Here is a 15,596-nt window from a genome sequence, read left to right as displayed (position 1 = left end):
AGCTGCGCGGCACCGAACGCGATGCCCGCGACCACCGCGGCCGTCGTACCGGCGCGGCGAACGACTCGAACGAGGTCGTCGTCCCCGCCGATCGGTCACGTCGCAGGTCGGTCACCTCGCTCACACCGCCTACAGCGGTCGGGCACCTGTTTCGGTTGCCGGTGACTGCAGACCACTAGCCGGACGCGGGGCCAGCCCACCGGTAGTAGAAGCCTCGGCCCCTGCCCGTCACGGAAGAGGGCGTCAGCAGTCCTTCCTGTTCAAGATCCTTGAGAACGCCACCGACGTTGTTGGGTCGCGCACCGACGAGCGAGCCGAGCTCCGTGGTGCTGATACGTCCTCGTGCCCGCGCGTAGGCACGTGCCACCTCAGATCGGGTGGGCGTGTGGCGGTGGGTTCCGAGCGCGCGATCGGCCGTCACCAAGTCGTCCAGGACTTCTGGGGCGAGCCGCCAGACCGGCTCGGTTCCGTCGGGGACTCCATCCACGAGGACAAGCACGGGAATGCTTCCCACCGTGGCTGCGGCGAGCTTGAGGATCGCGCCGCGCGCCTCCTCGACTGTCAGCTGGATGATGGGAGCGGCGACGGTGACGTCGACCCACCCGCTCATCACCAGCCGTCGCAAGATCAGCAGCGAGTTGATGTCCCTCGTCTCGTCCTTGGGCTGGATCCTCCCGAGCCAGCCGACCCATGCCTCGTCGAGCGCGTCGCCGACAAGTGACACACGGACGTAGGGGCCGTTGATCTCGCGGATGTCTGGCGGCTGGTGGCCGACCCGAACCATCTCGCGGACCATTCGATCGACGCCGATGCCTTCTCGCTCGGCCACGCGGAGGTCGGCCAGGAGTTGCGTCAGCGTGCGGTTACGCGACTGCGAGGGATGCGTGATGATGTTCGCCTCGGTGACCCCACCGAAGAAGCCCCCGGGACTCGTCACGCGCAGAGTACGTCCGACGTGTTCGATCACCGTTGGGTCCGGGACACCCCACTCACGGTGAGCAACCCCGTTCACGACTGCCTCGCGAGCCGCAAGCCTGGGGATGTCACGCACCTGCCCGATTGCCAATCCGGTCTGCACGTGCCGGGTCGCATTGTTGGCATCGATGGTGACGAATACTTCCTGCAGCTCTTCGAGCAACGACCGATCGGACCGCCTGACCCGCGCGGTGCTGTCCCCGCCGGCATAGTCCCGGTGCACGTAGTCCAGCGCAGGAGCCTGCCGCCCGACGAAGGCGAGCACGCCGGCATTGGTGAGCATGCCCCGGCCGGTGACGGCATTCAGACGACGGAGAATCTGCATGTCGCTCGAGCCGGCGAGGTCGGCGGCCCCGCCGTCCCCTGAGTCCAGAAGGAAGTCGCGTGCTGCGCCCATGGCCTGAGGTCGGACGCTCTCAGCCGGTGCGTTGGACTCCTCCGCTGACCAGTCGTAGTGGAGCTGGCTCATCCGCTTGGCGTGCCACGTCGAGGCATCGACCTCGACACAGGAGTCGCCGACCCGCCAGTGGATCTTGTTGTTCCATCGGATGGGTTCGACCGCAGTAGGCACTACCACGGCGAGAAGTCTCGTGTTGCACACATGCACCACGTCAACGTCCACCGTGAGCCGACGGTCAGTCAGCGCGTAGATGCGTTGTCGAAGCCACTCCTCGTCGAGATCAGCCCCCAACAGTGCGCCATCGTTGGCAACGCCGACGATCAGCGCACCGCCGCCTGGAGTGTTGGCCATACAGGCCGCTTCACCAGCCAACTTCTTGGCGGCAGCCTCGTTGTTTGCCGACCCTGGCCCAGGTCTGCCGCTGGCATCGCGACGGCCGGCTTCTTCCTTCAGGTCGACCCGTTGCCGCTCGACCGTGTGATCGACGAGCTCACCGCGATCGATTCTGTCCAACAGGTCACGTACCTCGGCTCGCACGGGGTCAGCGCCGAAACTTATGGCCACAGGTCTCACTATGCACCATCCCATAACTAATGGAGAAGGTTAATTATGGACAACGGCCCGCGGGCTCAGCTGCCATAAGAAGATTCTCTACAGCAGGTGGTCGATGCGGGCGTCGTCGTCGCCGTCGATGACGTCGAGCAGCCGCGCGGCCCGGGCCGCGGCGTCGAGGGCGGTGTCGAGGTAGGCGGCGTCGACCTCGCCGGTCTGGGCGACGGCGGTGACGGTGCGGGCGTGCAGGCCGGCCAGGAGGTCGTCGCGGGGCAGGCCGCGCAGGTGGAGCAGGACCAGCGGGTCGGCGTCGACCAGCCAGGCGACCTGCGACAGCACCGCGAGCGCGTGGGGACAGGGGTCGAGCCAGCCGACGCAGGTGCAGGTGGTCTCGAGCTCGGTGCCGAAGGGGAGCAGCTCGACACCAGCCTCGTCGGCGTGCTCGACCAGCGAGTGGGGCAGCTGGCCGGCCAGCAGCGAGCCGATCCGGCCGGACTCGGCGGCGACGACCTCGACGAGGGTGGCCCGACCCTCGGGGTCGAGCTCGGGCAGCCGGCAGTCGACGGTGAACAGGCCGTGCTCGTCGCTCACGGCGGCGACCATCCGGCCCGACGTGATCGAGATGCCGCCGACCCGTCCGCTGCGGGCCAGGGTGCGGCCCCGCCGCAGGTCGCCCTCGGCGTACGCCGCCTCCTCGACCGCACGCACCCAGGCCTTGCCCCACCAGGTCGAGGACCGCGTCGCGCCCCGCCGGGCCGCGACGGGTGGGTGAGCGACCACGGCCGCGGTCATGCCGGTCTCAGGGTGACGAGGTCACGCAGGTCGTCGTCGTCGAGCTCGGTCAGCGCCGCCTCGCCGCGGCCCAGGACGGAGTCGGCCAGGGCGCGCTTGCGGGTGAGCAGCTCGGCGACCTTCTCCTCGACGGTGCCGCGCATGATCATCCGGTGCACCTGGACCGGGCGGGTCTGGCCGATCCGGTAGGCGCGGTCGGTGGCCTGCTCCTCGACGGCGGGGTTCCACCAGCGGTCGACGTGGACGACGTGGTCGGCGCGGGTCAGGTTGAGGCCGGTGCCGCCGGCCTTGAGCGACAGCAGGAACACCGGCACCTCGCCGGCCTGGAAGCGCTCGACCATCCGCTCGCGCTCACGCACCATCGTGCCGCCGTGGAGGAGCTGGGAGCGGTGGCCGGCCTTGTCGAGGTGGGACTCGAGAAGACGGGCCATGGCGACGTACTGGGTGAAGACGAGCACCGAGCCGCCCTCGGCGACGGCGGTCGAGACGAGCTCGTCGAGCAGGTCGAGCTTGTCGGAGCGACCGGCGAGGCGGACCGCGCCGGACTGCTTGAGGAACTGCGCCGGGTGGTTGCAGATCTGCTTCAGACCGGTGAGCAGAGCGAGCACCAGGCCGCGTCGGGCGTCGGGGTCGGAGCGCTCGATGCGGTCCATGGTGTCGCGGACGAACGCCTCGTAGAGGACGACCTGCTCGCGGGTCAGCGTGAGCGGGTGGTCGGTCTCGGTCTTGGGCGGCAGCTCGGGGGCGATGCCGGGGTCGGACTTGCGGCGGCGCAGCAGGAACGGTCCGACGAGGTCGGCGAACTGGCGGGCCTTGCTCGGCTCGTCGCCCGACTCGATCGGCCCGGCCCACGCCTTGCGGAACGCGCCGCGACTGCCGAGCAGGCCGGGGACCGCCCAGTCGAGGATCGCCCAGAGCTCGGTGAGGTTGTTCTCGACGGGGGTGCCGGTCAGCGCGACCCGCGCCGCGCTCGGGATCGAGCGCAGCCGGCGGGCCGTCGAGGAGGCGGGGTTCTTGACGTGCTGGGCCTCGTCGGCCACCACGAGGTCCCACGAGACCGCGGCCAGGTCGTCGGCCCCGACGCGCATCGTGCCGTAGGTGGTGAGCACGAAGCCGCCCCCCTGCACGGCGCCCTCGAGGTCGCGCTCGGTGCCGTGGAACCGCCGGGTCTCGACGCCGGGGGCGAAGCGGCGGATCTCGTTCTCCCAGTTGCCGAGCAGGCTGGCGGGGCAGACGACCAGGGTCGGACCGGTCGCCCCGGCCGCGACGCGGTGCAGGTGGAGCGCGATCACCGTGATGGTCTTGCCCAGGCCCATGTCGTCGGCCAGGCAGCCGCCGAGCCCCAGCGCGGTCAGGTCGGCGAGCCAGGTGAGGCCGTGGCGCTGGTAGTCGCGCAGGTGGGCGTGCAGACCCGCGGGCGGCTCGATCGGCTCGCGGGACGCCGCTGCGAGCAGCCGGTCACGCACCCGGAGCAGGCTCGCGCCCACGACGACGGCCGTGTCGGTGTCGGGCGCGACCTCGACCACGCCGGTCAGCGCCGCGGCGAGGGCCTGGGCGGGCTTGGCGGTGCGGATCAGGCGCTTGCGGGCCTTGCGCGCGGTGGCCGGGTCGACGACGGTCCACGCGCCCCGGAGCTTGAGCACCGGCGAGGCCGCCTGGGCGAGCTGGTCCATCTCGTCGTCGGTGAGCGGGTCGCCGTGCAGCGCCAGCTGCCACCGGAAGCTGAACAGCGTCTCGGTCGACAGCAGCGGCTGGTTGAGCGGCTCCTCGCGGGCGGCGCCGCCGGGAGCGGTGCGCGAGGGGGCGAGATCGAGGACGGCCGACGACGTCAGGTCGTGGCCCAGCGCCTTGGGCCACAACACGTCGACGCCCCGCTCGGCCAGGGCCGCGACCCCGCCCTCGAGCAGGCTGACGAGCTCGTCGTGGTCGAGGCCGATCTCGTCGGGCACCCGCAGCGCGAGCATCCGGTCGAGCGCCGGCCAGGCCTCGGCCGCCGCACGCAGGGCGATGCTGGCGTGGGTGCGCGCCCGGTCGCCGAACCCGTGGGTCTCGTGGTCGGCGGTGAACAGCACCGCGGCGTCGCACAGGTGGAGCGGGTCCTGCTCGTCGTGCACCTGCAGCACCACCCGCAGCGACCCGGCCACGAGCTCCTCCTCGTCGGCCTCGACCCGCAGCGACAGCCGCACGAGCTGGGGCAGGTCGGCCCGCGCCGCGGCCGTGCGGTGGCGGGCGATGCGGGCCTGGAGGCGGTCGGCGAAGTCGGGCTGCGTGGTGGGGGTGGGCGTCGCGGCCACCGGCGCGGGCGGGGTACGGCGGGCGGGCGCCATCGGAGCACTGCGCGGCATGGTGTCGGCGATGGCGTCGAGAACCCCGCGCACCACCGCCACGGCGGCCTCGGCGTCGAGGTCGTCGTGCACCCGGGCGTCGGCCAGCAGGGTCACCCGCTCGGTGTCGCGCTCGTCGAGCGGCGCGATCCGCCAGGCCCCCTCGCCGGGCTCGAACTTGCCGTCGGCGACCAGCCGCATGCCGAGTAGCACCGCCCCCGACAACAGCCCCACGCTGGGGTGGACGTCGTCGCGACCGCGCACCTTGGTCAGCACCGGCAGGGCGGCTCGCATCGGCAGCGCGACCGTGCGCCGCTCGTCGCTGAACTCGACGACGCTGTCGCGCGGGGGGACCGCGGCGCGGAAGGTCGCGACGCCGGTGACCGGGACGAAGCTCACGGGCCTCCTCTGCGGGGTGGGCGGGGGTGGGCGGGGGTGGGCGGGGGTGGGCGGGGCCGAGCGGCGGCTCGACGGGAGGGCAGACTCAGACCGTAACGGCCCGTGCCGACAAGGAGTTCCCGCCGGCCTCGCGGGGCCTGTGGATGACGCGAGCGGCGATCGGCGATGTCGTCCACGCTGGGACGCATGACCGATCTGTCGGAACCCTTCCGCCCGACCATCCGTACCCAGGCCGACCTCGAGCGCGCCTGGCGCCACCTCATGGAGCCGCTGGGCTTCTCGCGCAGCAGCGTCTGGTTGATGCTGCTCGACGCCGACGACCGCCCCCTGCCCGGGCTCACCGAGGTCGAGGGCTGCGACGAGGCGCCCGACCCCGACCTGCTCGCCGGGTTCGCCGACCTGACCCGCACCCTGCTCGACGACCTCGCGCCGGCGGGGCGCTGGGCGTTCCTGCTCTCCCGGCCCGGCGGGACCGGCGTCACCGAAGTCGACCGGGCGTGGGCGCACGGCCTGGTCAGGGCGTGCCGCGAGGCCGGCGTACGGACCGAGGTGGTGCACCTGGCCACCGACGTCGACCTCGTCCCCCTGCCCTACGACGCGCTGTCCGGCGCCGCCTGACGAGCGGCCTGACCCGAACGATTCCGTCACCGTTCTCGAACGCCCCTCGCGCACGATGCGCTCGTGACCACCCTGACTCCCCCGACCCGTGCCCGCCTGGCGGCTCTCGCCGCCGTACCGCTCCTGTTGCTCACCGGCTGCGGTGGCGACGACTCCGACAACACCTCCGACGACACCTCCGACACCAGCGACACCAGCGACACCAGCGACGACGACGCCGGCGACGTCCCGGCCCTGCAGGGCGAGGACTGCGACTCCGACGTCACGCTCGGCGGCGCGCTCACGGCCCAGTGGTCAGGCGGCGCCAAGGTCGACGTCAGCGAGAGCGACGTCGCGCCGCCGGCCACCTACCAGAGCAACCACGACGGCTACATGCTGACGGTCAGCGCCGTCGGCAACGGCTTCGACGACGCGACGGTGACCCTGCTCGCCGACGGTCGCAGCTTCGCGGTGCCGTTCGGTGAGGGGTCGGTCGACGTGGAGGCCGACGGAAGCGGCGCCACGATCCAGGCGGACGCACCAGAGATCGGCAGCGACGAGAAGGTCCGGATCGAGGCCACCTTCACCTGCTGAGGCGGCCCTGGTCGGTGAGTCGACCACACGTGATGAATCCTTATGAATGGAGGTTTCATAAGACACCATAAAGCCGCGAGGCGGGTCACACCACGACGCGCCCCGTGATCGGGGGCAGGTCGGCGAGGGTGACGATGCCGGGCGGGGCGGCCACGACCCGCGGGACCGCGTTGGTGACCGGCATCGCGGTGTAGATCATGCCGAGGTCCATGAACCCCTCCGACCAGTCCGCGGGCGGCAGGCAGTGGATGACGGTGCGCATGTTGGGCACCCCGAACACCTGGATGACGTGACCGTGGGCCAGCGGCTTGGGCGGGACCACGTGCTGCCCCATGGTCCAGTTGAAGCCAACGCTGACGACGTTGCGCTCCCCCACCCAGCCGCGGTGGTAGCCCATCACCCCGCCCACGGTGCCGGCCGGGATCGTCATGAACCCGAGGTCGGAGTCGTCCGTGGCGACCGAGAACTCCACGTCGAAGGTGAGCCGGTCCAGGGTGACGCCCAGCGCGTCGGCCATCATCGCGGCCGACTCGGCGAAGACCTCGCTCTCGCGACGTACGGACTCGGCCAGCCCGGGGGTGGTGGGGTCCTGCGAGAAGCCCATGGCGGTCTGGGTGGCGGCCGACTCGTAGGTCGAGCAGTCGACCGACTCGGTGATCCGGATCTCGTCGACCCGCTCGCACGACCCGCTGAGCACCATGCCGACCAGGTTGGTCATGCCGGGGTGCGCGCCCGACCCGAAGATCGAGGACCCACCCACCTCGCAGGCCCTCTCGATACGGGCCCGGTCCTCGGCGGTCTGCTTGGCGCCGGTGATCCAGGCGGCGCTGGTGCAGACGTTGACGCCGTGCTCGAGCAGGGTGACCAGGTCGTCGATCGAGGGCCACAACGGGTTGTAGCAACACGCGTCCGCCCCCAGCGCGACCAGCGCCGCGACGTCGTCGGTCGCCAGGACCCCGGTCGGCTCCGCCCTACCGCACAGCGCGGCCGCGTCCTGGCCGACCTTGTCGGCGCCGTGGGCGTAGACCCCGACTAGCTCGAGGTCGGGCCGGTCGATGATCGCGGCGAGCGAGCGACGCCCGATGTTGCCGGTCGTCCACTGGATCACACGCAGGGCCATGCCCGCAGACTAGAACGTGTTCTAGTCTGCGGGCAACGAGCTCAGCCGGCGTAGGGGCCGGGGGGCGGGGTCGACGGGGGCGGGCCGGTCGGGCCGGTCGGGCCGGTCGGCGTGGCCGACCCGGTCGACCGGTGCGACGCGGCGCGGGCGCCGACGACCGCGAGGACCAGGGTGCCGAGCACGGCGACCACAACACCCCAGACGGTCGGGTGCTCGACGGCCAGCAGCGAGATGCCCGCGGGGAACACCGTGGCGACCATGGCCACGATGATCACCCGGTAGCCGGTGGCGTCGGTGAGGTAGCCCAGGACGAGCCAGCCGACGACGAGCACCGCCGCGAAGGCGAACAGGGTGTAGACGTCACCGTCGTAGCTCGGCGGCTCGGGCGTCTCGCCGCTCTCGTCGAGCTCGGCGAACCCGCCGACGAAGATCGCCGTGACGGCGATCGCGGCCATCAGCCCGGCGTAGGCGACCACGGCGCCGACGCCCACGACGACCGGTACGACGGTCCGCGCCGGCGGCAGCACCCAGCCGATGGCGGTGACGATGGCGACGAAGAGGAACACCGCGAACGCGAAGGTCTTGAAGCCGTTGTCCTCGACGACGTCGAAGTCGACGACGTCGGTGAAGGCCTGCCCGTAGACCAGGAGGACCCCGAAGATGCCGGCGACCACCGGCGGGGCGCTCGGCACCAGGAGGTAGCTGGCGGCGGCCAGCGCGATCACCAGGGCGCCGGCGATGTACGTCGTGCTGGTGCCGTCGTCGAGGAGGATGCCGAGCATCAGGCCGGCACCCACGGTGCCGAAGGCCAGCGGCCACGACATCAGCGCGTGCGCGGTGACGCGATCGGCGACGCTCGCCCGGGCGAGGACGCCGAACCCGAGCAGGACGACGGTGGCGGCGACACCGACGAGGAACACCGTGAGGTCGAGGTCGCCGCTCGGCCCGGACCGGGCGCGGGTGCCCGACACGACCACGGCGGCCGCGAGGAACGCGACCCCCAGGGCGACGGCGACGCTGTCGCGGCGCACCTCGGGTCGGCGCAGGGTGAGGAGCGGCCCGCGGTCCGGGGCGGGATCACGCGGGGTGGGGGCGGTGGGGTCGAGGGAGCTCATGGGCGGACCCTAAGCCGAACGGCGCCCGGAATCCGTCAATCCGGCACCCACCGGGGAGTCAGCCGGGCCTCAGCCCGCGTCGCGCAGCCCCGGCAGCACGTCGCGTGCGACCTCCTCGAGCACGGCGACGTCGCCGGCGTAGGGCTCGTCGGGGCGCGGCCAGTGGGTCACCAGGTCGGTGAACCCGAGGTCGGCCGCTCGTCCGGCAACCTCCTCGAAGTAGCCGCGGCTGCTGAGCGCGAACCGGCCGTGGCGAGCGAGCCGAGGGGCCGCGTCGGTCATGAGGTAGCGCGGCGCCGGGCCGCGCCCGGCCGCCGCCCGCGCCTCGTCGTACGTCGCCGCGGCGGCGGCCAGGCCGCTCCACCACTCCTCGTCGGACTCCGCGTTGGGCCCGGTGGTCACCCAGCCGTCACCGACCCGCGCGGCGAAACGGAGCGACCGCGGGCCGTTGGCGGCGACGAGCAGCGGGGTGCGCCGCAACGGGGGCAGCGTGCGGGCGTCGGCCACGGAGAACCAGCGACCGTCGCGGGTGACGTGGTCGCCGTCGCGCAGCGCGACCAGGGTCTCGACGAACTCCTGGAACCGGTCGACCCGCTCGCGCACCGACAGCTCGGGCAGGGCCAGGATCGAGGAGTCGAGGTTGCCACCGGTGCCGACCCCGAGCAGGAACCGCCCGCCGCTGAGGTCGTCGAGCGCCTGCGCGTCGCGCAGCAGCAGGTAGGGGTGGCGGAAGTTGGGCGAGACGACCAGGGTGCCGAGCCCGATCGTCGAGGTGACCTGGGCGACGGCCCCGAGCACCGGGGTCGCGGTGGTCCACGGCGCCTCGGGCAGCCCGCCCCACACCAGGTGGTCGTAGGTCCACGCGTGGTCGAACCCCATCTCCTCGGCCGCCTGCCAGCGCGGACGGGCCTCGGCCCAGGGGAGGTCGGTCAGGATCGTGAGGCCGAAGCGCATGGACTCGACCTTAGTGACGAGGGTGGCTCAACCCCGGCGGCGGTCGAGCAGCTCGCGCAACGTGGGGAGGACCCGCTGGTCCTTGGGACGGTTGGCGGCCTGCTTGCTGCGGATGACGTCGGCCAAGGACGCGACGCGCACTCCCACGCCCATGATCTCCGTCCCGGCCGAGTCCGTCAGGAGGTCGGCGTAGCCGTCGGTACCGCTCGGGACCATGGAGATGTCGAGGTCACCGCGGTCGGTGACGAGGTTCCAGACGTCCGCAGCGGCCAGGGACGCCCCGTCGTGCTCGAAGGGGAGTCCGTCGTCGATCCCGTCAGCGCGGATCCGCGCACCGAGCTCCCGCAGCGCGTCGGACAACCGGTCCAGGTTGTGCCTGCTCCGCTCGGGAGTCACGTCGACGTCCTCGGTCGGGAAGGGGGATCCGTGGGAGATCGCGGCCAGCCCGCCGATGAGGACGAAGTCGACCCGGCGCTCGACCAGCACCGCCAGGATCGCGCCCGGATCGTACTCACGCAGCGTCATCGCGCTGACCACCACGAATCCGCTGCATGGTCCGCGCGGTCCGAACCGCCCTGGCGACCCGCTCGGCGGGGGTCAGTGCGAGCAGCCGCTGAGCCTGGACCCAGTCGGAGTCGTCGCGCTCGACGAGCATCACGTCGAGATCCATGCCGCACAGCCGGACCATCCTCAGCACGCTGTCGAAGGTCGGCCTGGTCCGGCCCGACTCGAGCCGGGCGATGGCGCTCTGCGTGGTGCCGGCCAACTCGGCCAGCTCGCGCTGGGTCAGCCGGGCCCGCTTGCGCGCCTCCCGCACCAGGTCGTTTCCCATCGTGCCCATAGCACTGACGCTATCAACGCTCGACGGCCAGCACCAGCGGCTTGACCGCGGTCGCGCCCCGCGCGCGCAGGGCGACGGCGGCCCGGGTGAGGGTCCAGCCGGTGACCGACAGGTCGTCGACGAGCAGCAGCGAGCGCCCCTCGACCGGCTCGTCGAGCTCGAGTGCGAAGCGGCGGCCGACGACCGAGACCCGCTGGGCGGAGTTCATCGCGCCCCTGCCGGGCTCGAGGTCGGGGTCGACCACGGCGTAGCGGCCGAGCAGTGGCTTCTTCAGGAAGCGGGACAGGTTGGCGGCCAGGTCGGCGGTCAGCTCGGGGCGGCTCAGCGACTCGACGACGACGAGCCCGTCGACCTGGGGCCGCCAGTCCATCAGCACCTCGACCAGGGCCGTGGCCAGGCCGGGCGGGACCGGACCGTCGCCGGCGCCGGGGCGGAAGAGGTCGCGCAGCGCCTGGCCGTGACCGAGGTCGGTGAGCCGGGCGATCGCGCGGCCCTCGTCGGCGCCCGCGCTGATCTTGCCCTTGAGCTCGATGCCCATCGAGGCGAGGCCGGTGGGCCACATCTTGCGGGGCTCGACCGGGACCCCGGGGCGAGACAGCCGCGCGCCCGCCTCGGCGACCGCGGCGTCGGAGACCACGGAGTCGAGCGTGAGGCCGCCGCAGTTGTCGCAACGACCGCAGTCGACGGCCCCCGGGTCGTCGAGCTGGTCGCGCAGGAACCGCATCCGGCAGCCGTCGGTGGCGAGGTAGTCGAGCATCGCCTGCTGCTCGCGCTCGCGGGCCTCGCGCACCCGCCGGTAGCGCTCCTCGTCGTAGGACCACGGCCGGCCGGTCGCCTCCCACCCGCCGCGGACCCGGCGTACGGCGCCGTCGACGTCGAGCACCTTGAGCATCTGCTCGAGCCGGTTGCGGCTGAGCTCGACCCGGGTCTCGAGCGCGCTCGTCGACATCAACCGGCCCTCGGCGGTGAGCACCTCGAGCGTCTGGCGCACGAGCTCCTCGGGCGGGAAGGACAGCGAGCCGAAGTAGGCCCAGATGTCGCGGTCCTCGAGCGCGGGCAGCAGCACCACGGTCGCGCCGGGGTCGGCCGGCACGCCACGACCGGCACGGCCGACCTGCTGGTAGTAGGCGACCGGCGACTGCGGCGCCCCGAGGTTGACCACGAAGCCGAGCGTCGCGTCGAAGCCCATGCCGAGGGCGCTGGTGGCGACCAGCGCCTTGACCCGGCCCGTGACCAGCGCCTCCTCGAGCGCGGCCCGCTCGGTGGTCTCGGTCTGCCCGGAGTAGGCGGCGACCTCGTGACCGCGCGAGCGGAGGTAGTCGGCGACCTCGTGGGTCGCCGCGACCGTCAGGCAGTAGACGATGCCCGAGCCGGGCTGCTCGGACAGGTGGTCGGCGAGCCAGGCCAGGCGCTGCTGAGCCGTCTTGAGGCGGACCACGCCGAGCCGCAGCGACTCGCGGTCGAGCGAGCCGCGCAGGGTCGCGACCGGCTCGACGCTCGAGGACTGCAGCTGCTCGGCGACGTCGGCGGTGACCCGCGCGTTGGCGGTCGCCGTCGTCGCGAGCACGGGGATGCCGGCCGGCAGCTCGGTCAGCAGGGTGCGGATGCGGCGGTAGTCGGGGCGGAAGTCGTGGCCCCAGTCGCTGATGCAGTGGGCCTCGTCGACCACGAGCAGCCCGCAGGTCGCCGCGAGCCGCGGCAGCACCTCGTCGCGGAAGCCCGGGTTGTTGAGCCGCTCGGGGCTCACCAACAGGACGTCGACCTCGCCTGCCGCGATCGCGCGGTGGGTCTCGTCCCACTGCTCGAGGTTGGTGGAGTTGATGGTGACCGCGCGGATGCCGGCCCGCTCGGCCGCCGCGATCTGGTTGCGCATCAGGGCCAGCAGAGGCGAGACGATCACCGTCGGCCCAGCACCCTGGTCGCGCAGCAGCAGCGTCGCCACGAAGTAGACCGCCGACTTGCCCCAGCCCGTCTTCTGCACGACCAGCGCCCGGCGGCGCCCGACCGCGAGCGCCTCGATCGCGGTCCACTGGTCGTCGCGCAGCACCGCGTCGTCACGACCGACCAGCGCGCGCAGGTGCGCCTCGGCGGAGGCGCGGGTGGCGGTCAGGTCGGCGCCGGACTGGAGGGTGGACATGCCCGCCTGTCTACCAGCGCCCCCCGACAGCCCGGAGCCGTCCTCCACAGGGTCGCTCCGGCGTCGTGAGGATCCGGACAGGATTCACCCAGGATTCCCGAAGGGCCGTGAGGACAGTTCCCCCCATGCGCCAGACGCCCCCCTCCCGCACCACCGTGACCCTGCACGAGCTGCCTGCTCCCGCCCCTTCCCCCGCCCCCGCCGTCGTCCCCGTCGTCACCAGCGGTGCGCTCCCGGAGCGCGAGCAGGTCGTCTTCGTGACCAACGCCGTACGCCGCCGCGGCGGCCTGCGCAGCCGCGCCGAGCAGCAGCACCACCGCCCGGTGCTGGCGGTGGTCGTGCGCTGAGGGCGACCGGCGGCTACCAGATGCGGACGCGCTCGGCCGGGTCGAGCCACAGCCCGTCGCCCTCGGCGGTGCCGAAGACCTCGTGGAACTCGTCGAGGTTGCGCACGATGTTGGCGCGGAACTCCGGCGGGCTGTGCGGGTCGATCGTGAGGTACTGCTGCTCCTGCTCCGTACGCCGCTTGGTGCGCCACACGTAGGCCCAGTTGAGGAAGAGCGTCTCGCGGCCCTCCTGCGTGACCTCCTCGCCGTGGCGGGCGCGGTTGATCGCGAACGCCTTGAGGGCGATGGTGAGGCCGCCCAGGTCGCCGATGTTCTCGCCGACGGTGAGCGCGCCGTTGACGGTCTCACCGGGCAGCGCGCGAGGCGAGAAGGCGTCGTACTGCGCGATCAGGGCCTTCGACTTCACCTCGAAGGCCGCCTTGTCGTCAGGGCTCCACCAGTCGTTGAGGTTGCCCTGGCCGTCGTACTGCGCGCCCTGGTCGTCGAACCCGTGGCCGACCTCGTGGCCGATGACGGCGCCGATGCCGCCGTAGTTCTCGGCTGCCAGCGCGTCGGGGGCGAAGAACGGCCGCTGCAGGATGCCGGCGGGGAAGCAGATCTCGTTGGTGCCCGGGTTGTAGTAGGCGTTGACGGTCTGCGGCAGCATGAACCACTCGTCGCGGTCGACCGGCGAGCCGATCTTGGCCAGCTGGCGGTCGGTCTCGAACGCCGCGGCGGAGTAGACGTTGCCGAGCAGGTCGCCGCGGTCGACGCTCAGCGCGCTGTAGTCGCGGAACGTGTCGGGGTAGCCGATCTTGGGCCGGAAGGTCGCGAGCTTCTCGTAGGCCCGCTGCTTCGTGGCGTCGGTCATCCAGTCGAGCTGCTCGATCGACTGGCGGTAGGCCTCCATCAGGTCGCCCACCAGCTCGTCCATCAGCGCCTTGCTCTCGGGCGGGAAGTGCCGCTCGACGTAGACCTTGCCGACCGCCTCGCCGAGCGCGCCCTCGACGATCGCGACGCCGCGCTTCCAGCGGGCGCGCAGCTCGGGGGTGCCGTTGAGGGTGCGGCCGTAGAAGTCGAAGTTGGTCTCGACGAAGTCGTCGGTGAGGTACGCCGCGGCCGAGCGCAGCACGTGGCTGAGCAGCCAGGCCTTCCAGTCCTCGATCGGCACCTCGTCGAGCACGGTCGACAGGTGCGCGAAGAACGACGGCTGCCGGACGCAGACCTCGGCGATCGTCTCGCGGCTGCCGCCGAGGTTGCGGACGTAGGCGTCCCAGTCGAAGCTCGGGCACAGCGCCACCAGCTCGGCGTAGGTCATCAGGTTGTAGGTCTTCTGCACGTCGCGGGTCTCGGCCCGCTCCCAGTGGCCGGCGGCGATCCGGGTGTCGATGCCGAGGATCGTCTGGGCGGCCTCGGGCGCGTTCTCGTGACGGCCGAGGGTCAGCAGCCTGGTCAGGTAGTCGACGTACGCCGCGCGCTTGTCGGCAAACTTGTCGTCGCGGTAGTAGGACTCGTCGGGGAGCCCGAGCCCGCCCTGGTAGAGGTTGGTGAGGTAGCGGTCGGAGTTCTTGTCGTCGTTGTCGATGTAGGACCCGAAGACGCCGTGTCCGCCGATCCGCTCGAACTCACCCAGGAACGCCGCCAGGTCGCGGGTGTCGCGCAGCGCGCCGACCGCGTCGATGAGCGGGCGCAGCGACTCGGTGCCGCGGGCCGCGATCGCATCGGTGTCCATGAAGGAGGCGTAGAGGTCGCCGATCTTGCGCGCGTCCTCGTCGACGGCCCCCTCGGTGGTCGAGCCCCCCTCGGTGGTCGAGCCCCCCTCGGTGGTCGAGCCCCCCTCGGTGGTCGAGCTTGTCGAGACCGCGAGCTCCTCGATGATCATCCTGACCTGCGCCTCGGCAGCGTCGGCCAGCTGCACGAACGGACCCCAGCTCGAGCGGTCGCTCGGGATCTCGACGGTCTCGAGCCAGCGTCCGTTGACGTGGCCGAACAGGTCGTCCTGGGGGCGGATGTCGAGGTCCATGCCCTCGCGGGCGTCGTCGAGAATGCTCACGGGAATCGACACTATCCGGGTGACGGCTGTCGCCGTACTGTCCCTGGCATGACCCTTCACGTGGTGGCCACCATCCCGATCGACCCCGCCCGCGTCGACGAGGCCGGACCGGCCCTGGCCGGGCTGGCCGCCGCCTCGCGCTCCGACGAGGGATGCCTGCGCTACGAGGTCTTCGCCTCGACGTCGGTGCCGGGCACGTTCGTCACCATCGAGGAGTGGCGCGCGCAGGCCGACCTCGACGCCCACATGTCCCAGCCCCACGTCGCCGAGGCGTTCGAGGTCGCCGGGCCGCTGCTGGCCGGCGAGATCGCGATCCACGTGCTGGGAGAGGTCTGATCCCCGGCTCGCCGACCGGTCCGCCGACCGGTCCGACACCTGATCCGACGGTCGACGCCGACCTCGGCCCCCGCCTGCGCG

General features: G+C 72.1%; 14 protein-coding genes. 4 read left to right on the top strand and 10 right to left on the bottom strand.

The window, feature by feature from the left end; translation table 11 throughout:
• Positions 1–175 precede the first annotated feature (175 nt).
• From FJQ56_RS10505 to FJQ56_RS10495, 3 genes are all read right to left on the bottom strand, one after another.
• Positions 176–1,939 carry an ATP-binding protein gene (locus FJQ56_RS10505; RefSeq protein WP_170215340.1) on the bottom strand — a complete coding sequence of 588 codons (1,764 nt, stop codon included), beginning with the start codon at positions 1,937–1,939 and terminating at the stop codon, positions 176–178.
• Positions 1,940–2,026: 87 nt separating this feature from the next.
• Positions 2,027–2,719, bottom strand: coding sequence for an SWIM zinc finger family protein (locus FJQ56_RS10500; RefSeq protein ID WP_140009343.1), 693 nt, complete (start codon positions 2,717–2,719; stop codon positions 2,027–2,029).
• Positions 2,716–5,442: a DEAD/DEAH box helicase gene (locus FJQ56_RS10495; protein ID WP_140009342.1), complete on the bottom strand. Its 2,727-nt coding sequence runs from the start codon at positions 5,440–5,442 to the stop codon at positions 2,716–2,718. The genes FJQ56_RS10500 and FJQ56_RS10495 overlap by 4 nt, the downstream gene beginning before the upstream one ends.
• A 186-nt stretch (positions 5,443–5,628) precedes the next feature.
• Here FJQ56_RS10495 and FJQ56_RS10490 point away from each other — a divergent pair, with 186 nt between their 5' ends.
• Both FJQ56_RS10490 and FJQ56_RS10485 read left to right on the top strand, forming a co-directional pair.
• Positions 5,629–6,060, top strand: a complete 432-nt coding sequence (locus tag FJQ56_RS10490) for a hypothetical protein (protein WP_140009341.1) — start codon at positions 5,629–5,631, stop codon at positions 6,058–6,060.
• Positions 6,061–6,123: 63 nt separating this feature from the next.
• Positions 6,124–6,633 carry a hypothetical protein gene (locus tag FJQ56_RS10485; protein WP_140009340.1) on the top strand — a complete coding sequence of 170 codons (510 nt, stop codon included), beginning with the start codon at positions 6,124–6,126 and terminating at the stop codon, positions 6,631–6,633.
• Positions 6,634–6,718: 85 nt separating this feature from the next.
• Here the strand turns inward: FJQ56_RS10485 and FJQ56_RS10480 are convergent, their stop codons facing one another.
• From FJQ56_RS10480 to FJQ56_RS10455, 6 genes are all read right to left on the bottom strand, one after another.
• Positions 6,719–7,753, bottom strand: coding sequence for an NAD(P)H-dependent amine dehydrogenase family protein (locus FJQ56_RS10480; protein WP_140009339.1), 1,035 nt, complete (start codon positions 7,751–7,753; stop codon positions 6,719–6,721).
• A 41-nt stretch (positions 7,754–7,794) separates the two neighbouring features.
• On the bottom strand, positions 7,795–8,868 hold the full coding sequence (locus tag FJQ56_RS10475; RefSeq protein WP_140009338.1) for a hypothetical protein: 1,074 nt from the start codon (positions 8,866–8,868) through the stop codon (positions 7,795–7,797).
• 69 nt (positions 8,869–8,937) lie between these two features.
• Entirely contained in the window at positions 8,938–9,822 is an 885-nt protein-coding gene (locus tag FJQ56_RS10470; RefSeq protein ID WP_140009337.1) for an LLM class flavin-dependent oxidoreductase, read from the bottom strand.
• Positions 9,823–9,849: 27 nt separating this feature from the next.
• Positions 9,850–10,347, bottom strand: a complete 498-nt coding sequence (locus FJQ56_RS10465; RefSeq protein ID WP_140009336.1) for a hypothetical protein — start codon at positions 10,345–10,347, stop codon at positions 9,850–9,852.
• Positions 10,334–10,663, bottom strand: coding sequence for a helix-turn-helix transcriptional regulator (locus tag FJQ56_RS10460; protein ID WP_140009335.1), 330 nt, complete (start codon positions 10,661–10,663; stop codon positions 10,334–10,336). Before FJQ56_RS10460 ends, FJQ56_RS10465 begins: the two co-directional genes overlap by 14 nt.
• 13 nt (positions 10,664–10,676) lie before the next feature.
• Positions 10,677–12,800, bottom strand: a complete 2,124-nt coding sequence (locus FJQ56_RS10455) for a RecQ family ATP-dependent DNA helicase (protein ID WP_140009334.1) — start codon at positions 12,798–12,800, stop codon at positions 10,677–10,679.
• A gap of 125 nt (positions 12,801–12,925) precedes the next feature.
• Here FJQ56_RS10455 and FJQ56_RS10450 point away from each other — a divergent pair, with 125 nt between their 5' ends.
• Positions 12,926–13,147, top strand: a complete 222-nt coding sequence (locus FJQ56_RS10450; RefSeq protein ID WP_140009333.1) for a hypothetical protein — start codon at positions 12,926–12,928, stop codon at positions 13,145–13,147.
• 13 nt (positions 13,148–13,160) lie between these two features.
• Here FJQ56_RS10450 and FJQ56_RS10445 read toward each other — a convergent pair whose 3' ends face one another.
• Positions 13,161–15,179: a M13 family metallopeptidase gene (locus tag FJQ56_RS10445; RefSeq protein WP_140009332.1), complete on the bottom strand. Its 2,019-nt coding sequence runs from the start codon at positions 15,177–15,179 to the stop codon at positions 13,161–13,163.
• Positions 15,180–15,227: 48 nt separating this feature from the next.
• On the opposite strand from FJQ56_RS10445, the gene FJQ56_RS10440 reads away from it, so the two are divergent.
• Entirely contained in the window at positions 15,228–15,515 is a 288-nt protein-coding gene (locus FJQ56_RS10440; RefSeq protein ID WP_140009331.1) for a putative quinol monooxygenase, read from the top strand.
• Positions 15,516–15,596: the final 81 nt, after the last annotated feature.

The organism is Nocardioides plantarum (genome assembly GCF_006346395.1).
In the GTDB taxonomy this organism is placed as follows: Bacteria; Actinomycetota; Actinomycetes; order Propionibacteriales; family Nocardioidaceae; genus Nocardioides; species Nocardioides plantarum.
This window is presented reverse-complemented; position numbering and strand designations above follow the sequence as displayed.

What these genes read in the sequence shown, in the direction of transcription:
- FJQ56_RS10475 (WP_140009338.1), bottom strand. Translation starts at nt 8,868, where the DNA reads ATGAGCTCCCTCGACCCCACCGCCCCCACCCCGCGTGATCCCGCCCCG.
- FJQ56_RS10440 (WP_140009331.1), top strand. Translation starts at nt 15,228, where the DNA reads ATGACCCTTCACGTGGTGGCCACCATCCCGATCGACCCCGCCCGCGTC.
- FJQ56_RS10500 (WP_140009343.1), bottom strand. Translation starts at nt 2,719, where the DNA reads ATGACCGCGGCCGTGGTCGCTCACCCACCCGTCGCGGCCCGGCGGGGC.
- FJQ56_RS10460 (WP_140009335.1), bottom strand. Translation starts at nt 10,663, where the DNA reads ATGGGCACGATGGGAAACGACCTGGTGCGGGAGGCGCGCAAGCGGGCC.
- FJQ56_RS10470 (WP_140009337.1), bottom strand. Translation starts at nt 9,822, where the DNA reads ATGCGCTTCGGCCTCACGATCCTGACCGACCTCCCCTGGGCCGAGGCC.
- FJQ56_RS10480 (WP_140009339.1), bottom strand. Translation starts at nt 7,753, where the DNA reads ATGGCCCTGCGTGTGATCCAGTGGACGACCGGCAACATCGGGCGTCGC.
- FJQ56_RS10455 (WP_140009334.1), bottom strand. Translation starts at nt 12,800, where the DNA reads ATGTCCACCCTCCAGTCCGGCGCCGACCTGACCGCCACCCGCGCCTCC.
- FJQ56_RS10490 (WP_140009341.1), top strand. Translation starts at nt 5,629, where the DNA reads ATGACCGATCTGTCGGAACCCTTCCGCCCGACCATCCGTACCCAGGCC.
- FJQ56_RS10465 (WP_140009336.1), bottom strand. Translation starts at nt 10,347, where the DNA reads ATGACGCTGCGTGAGTACGATCCGGGCGCGATCCTGGCGGTGCTGGTC.
- FJQ56_RS10450 (WP_140009333.1), top strand. Translation starts at nt 12,926, where the DNA reads ATGCGCCAGACGCCCCCCTCCCGCACCACCGTGACCCTGCACGAGCTG.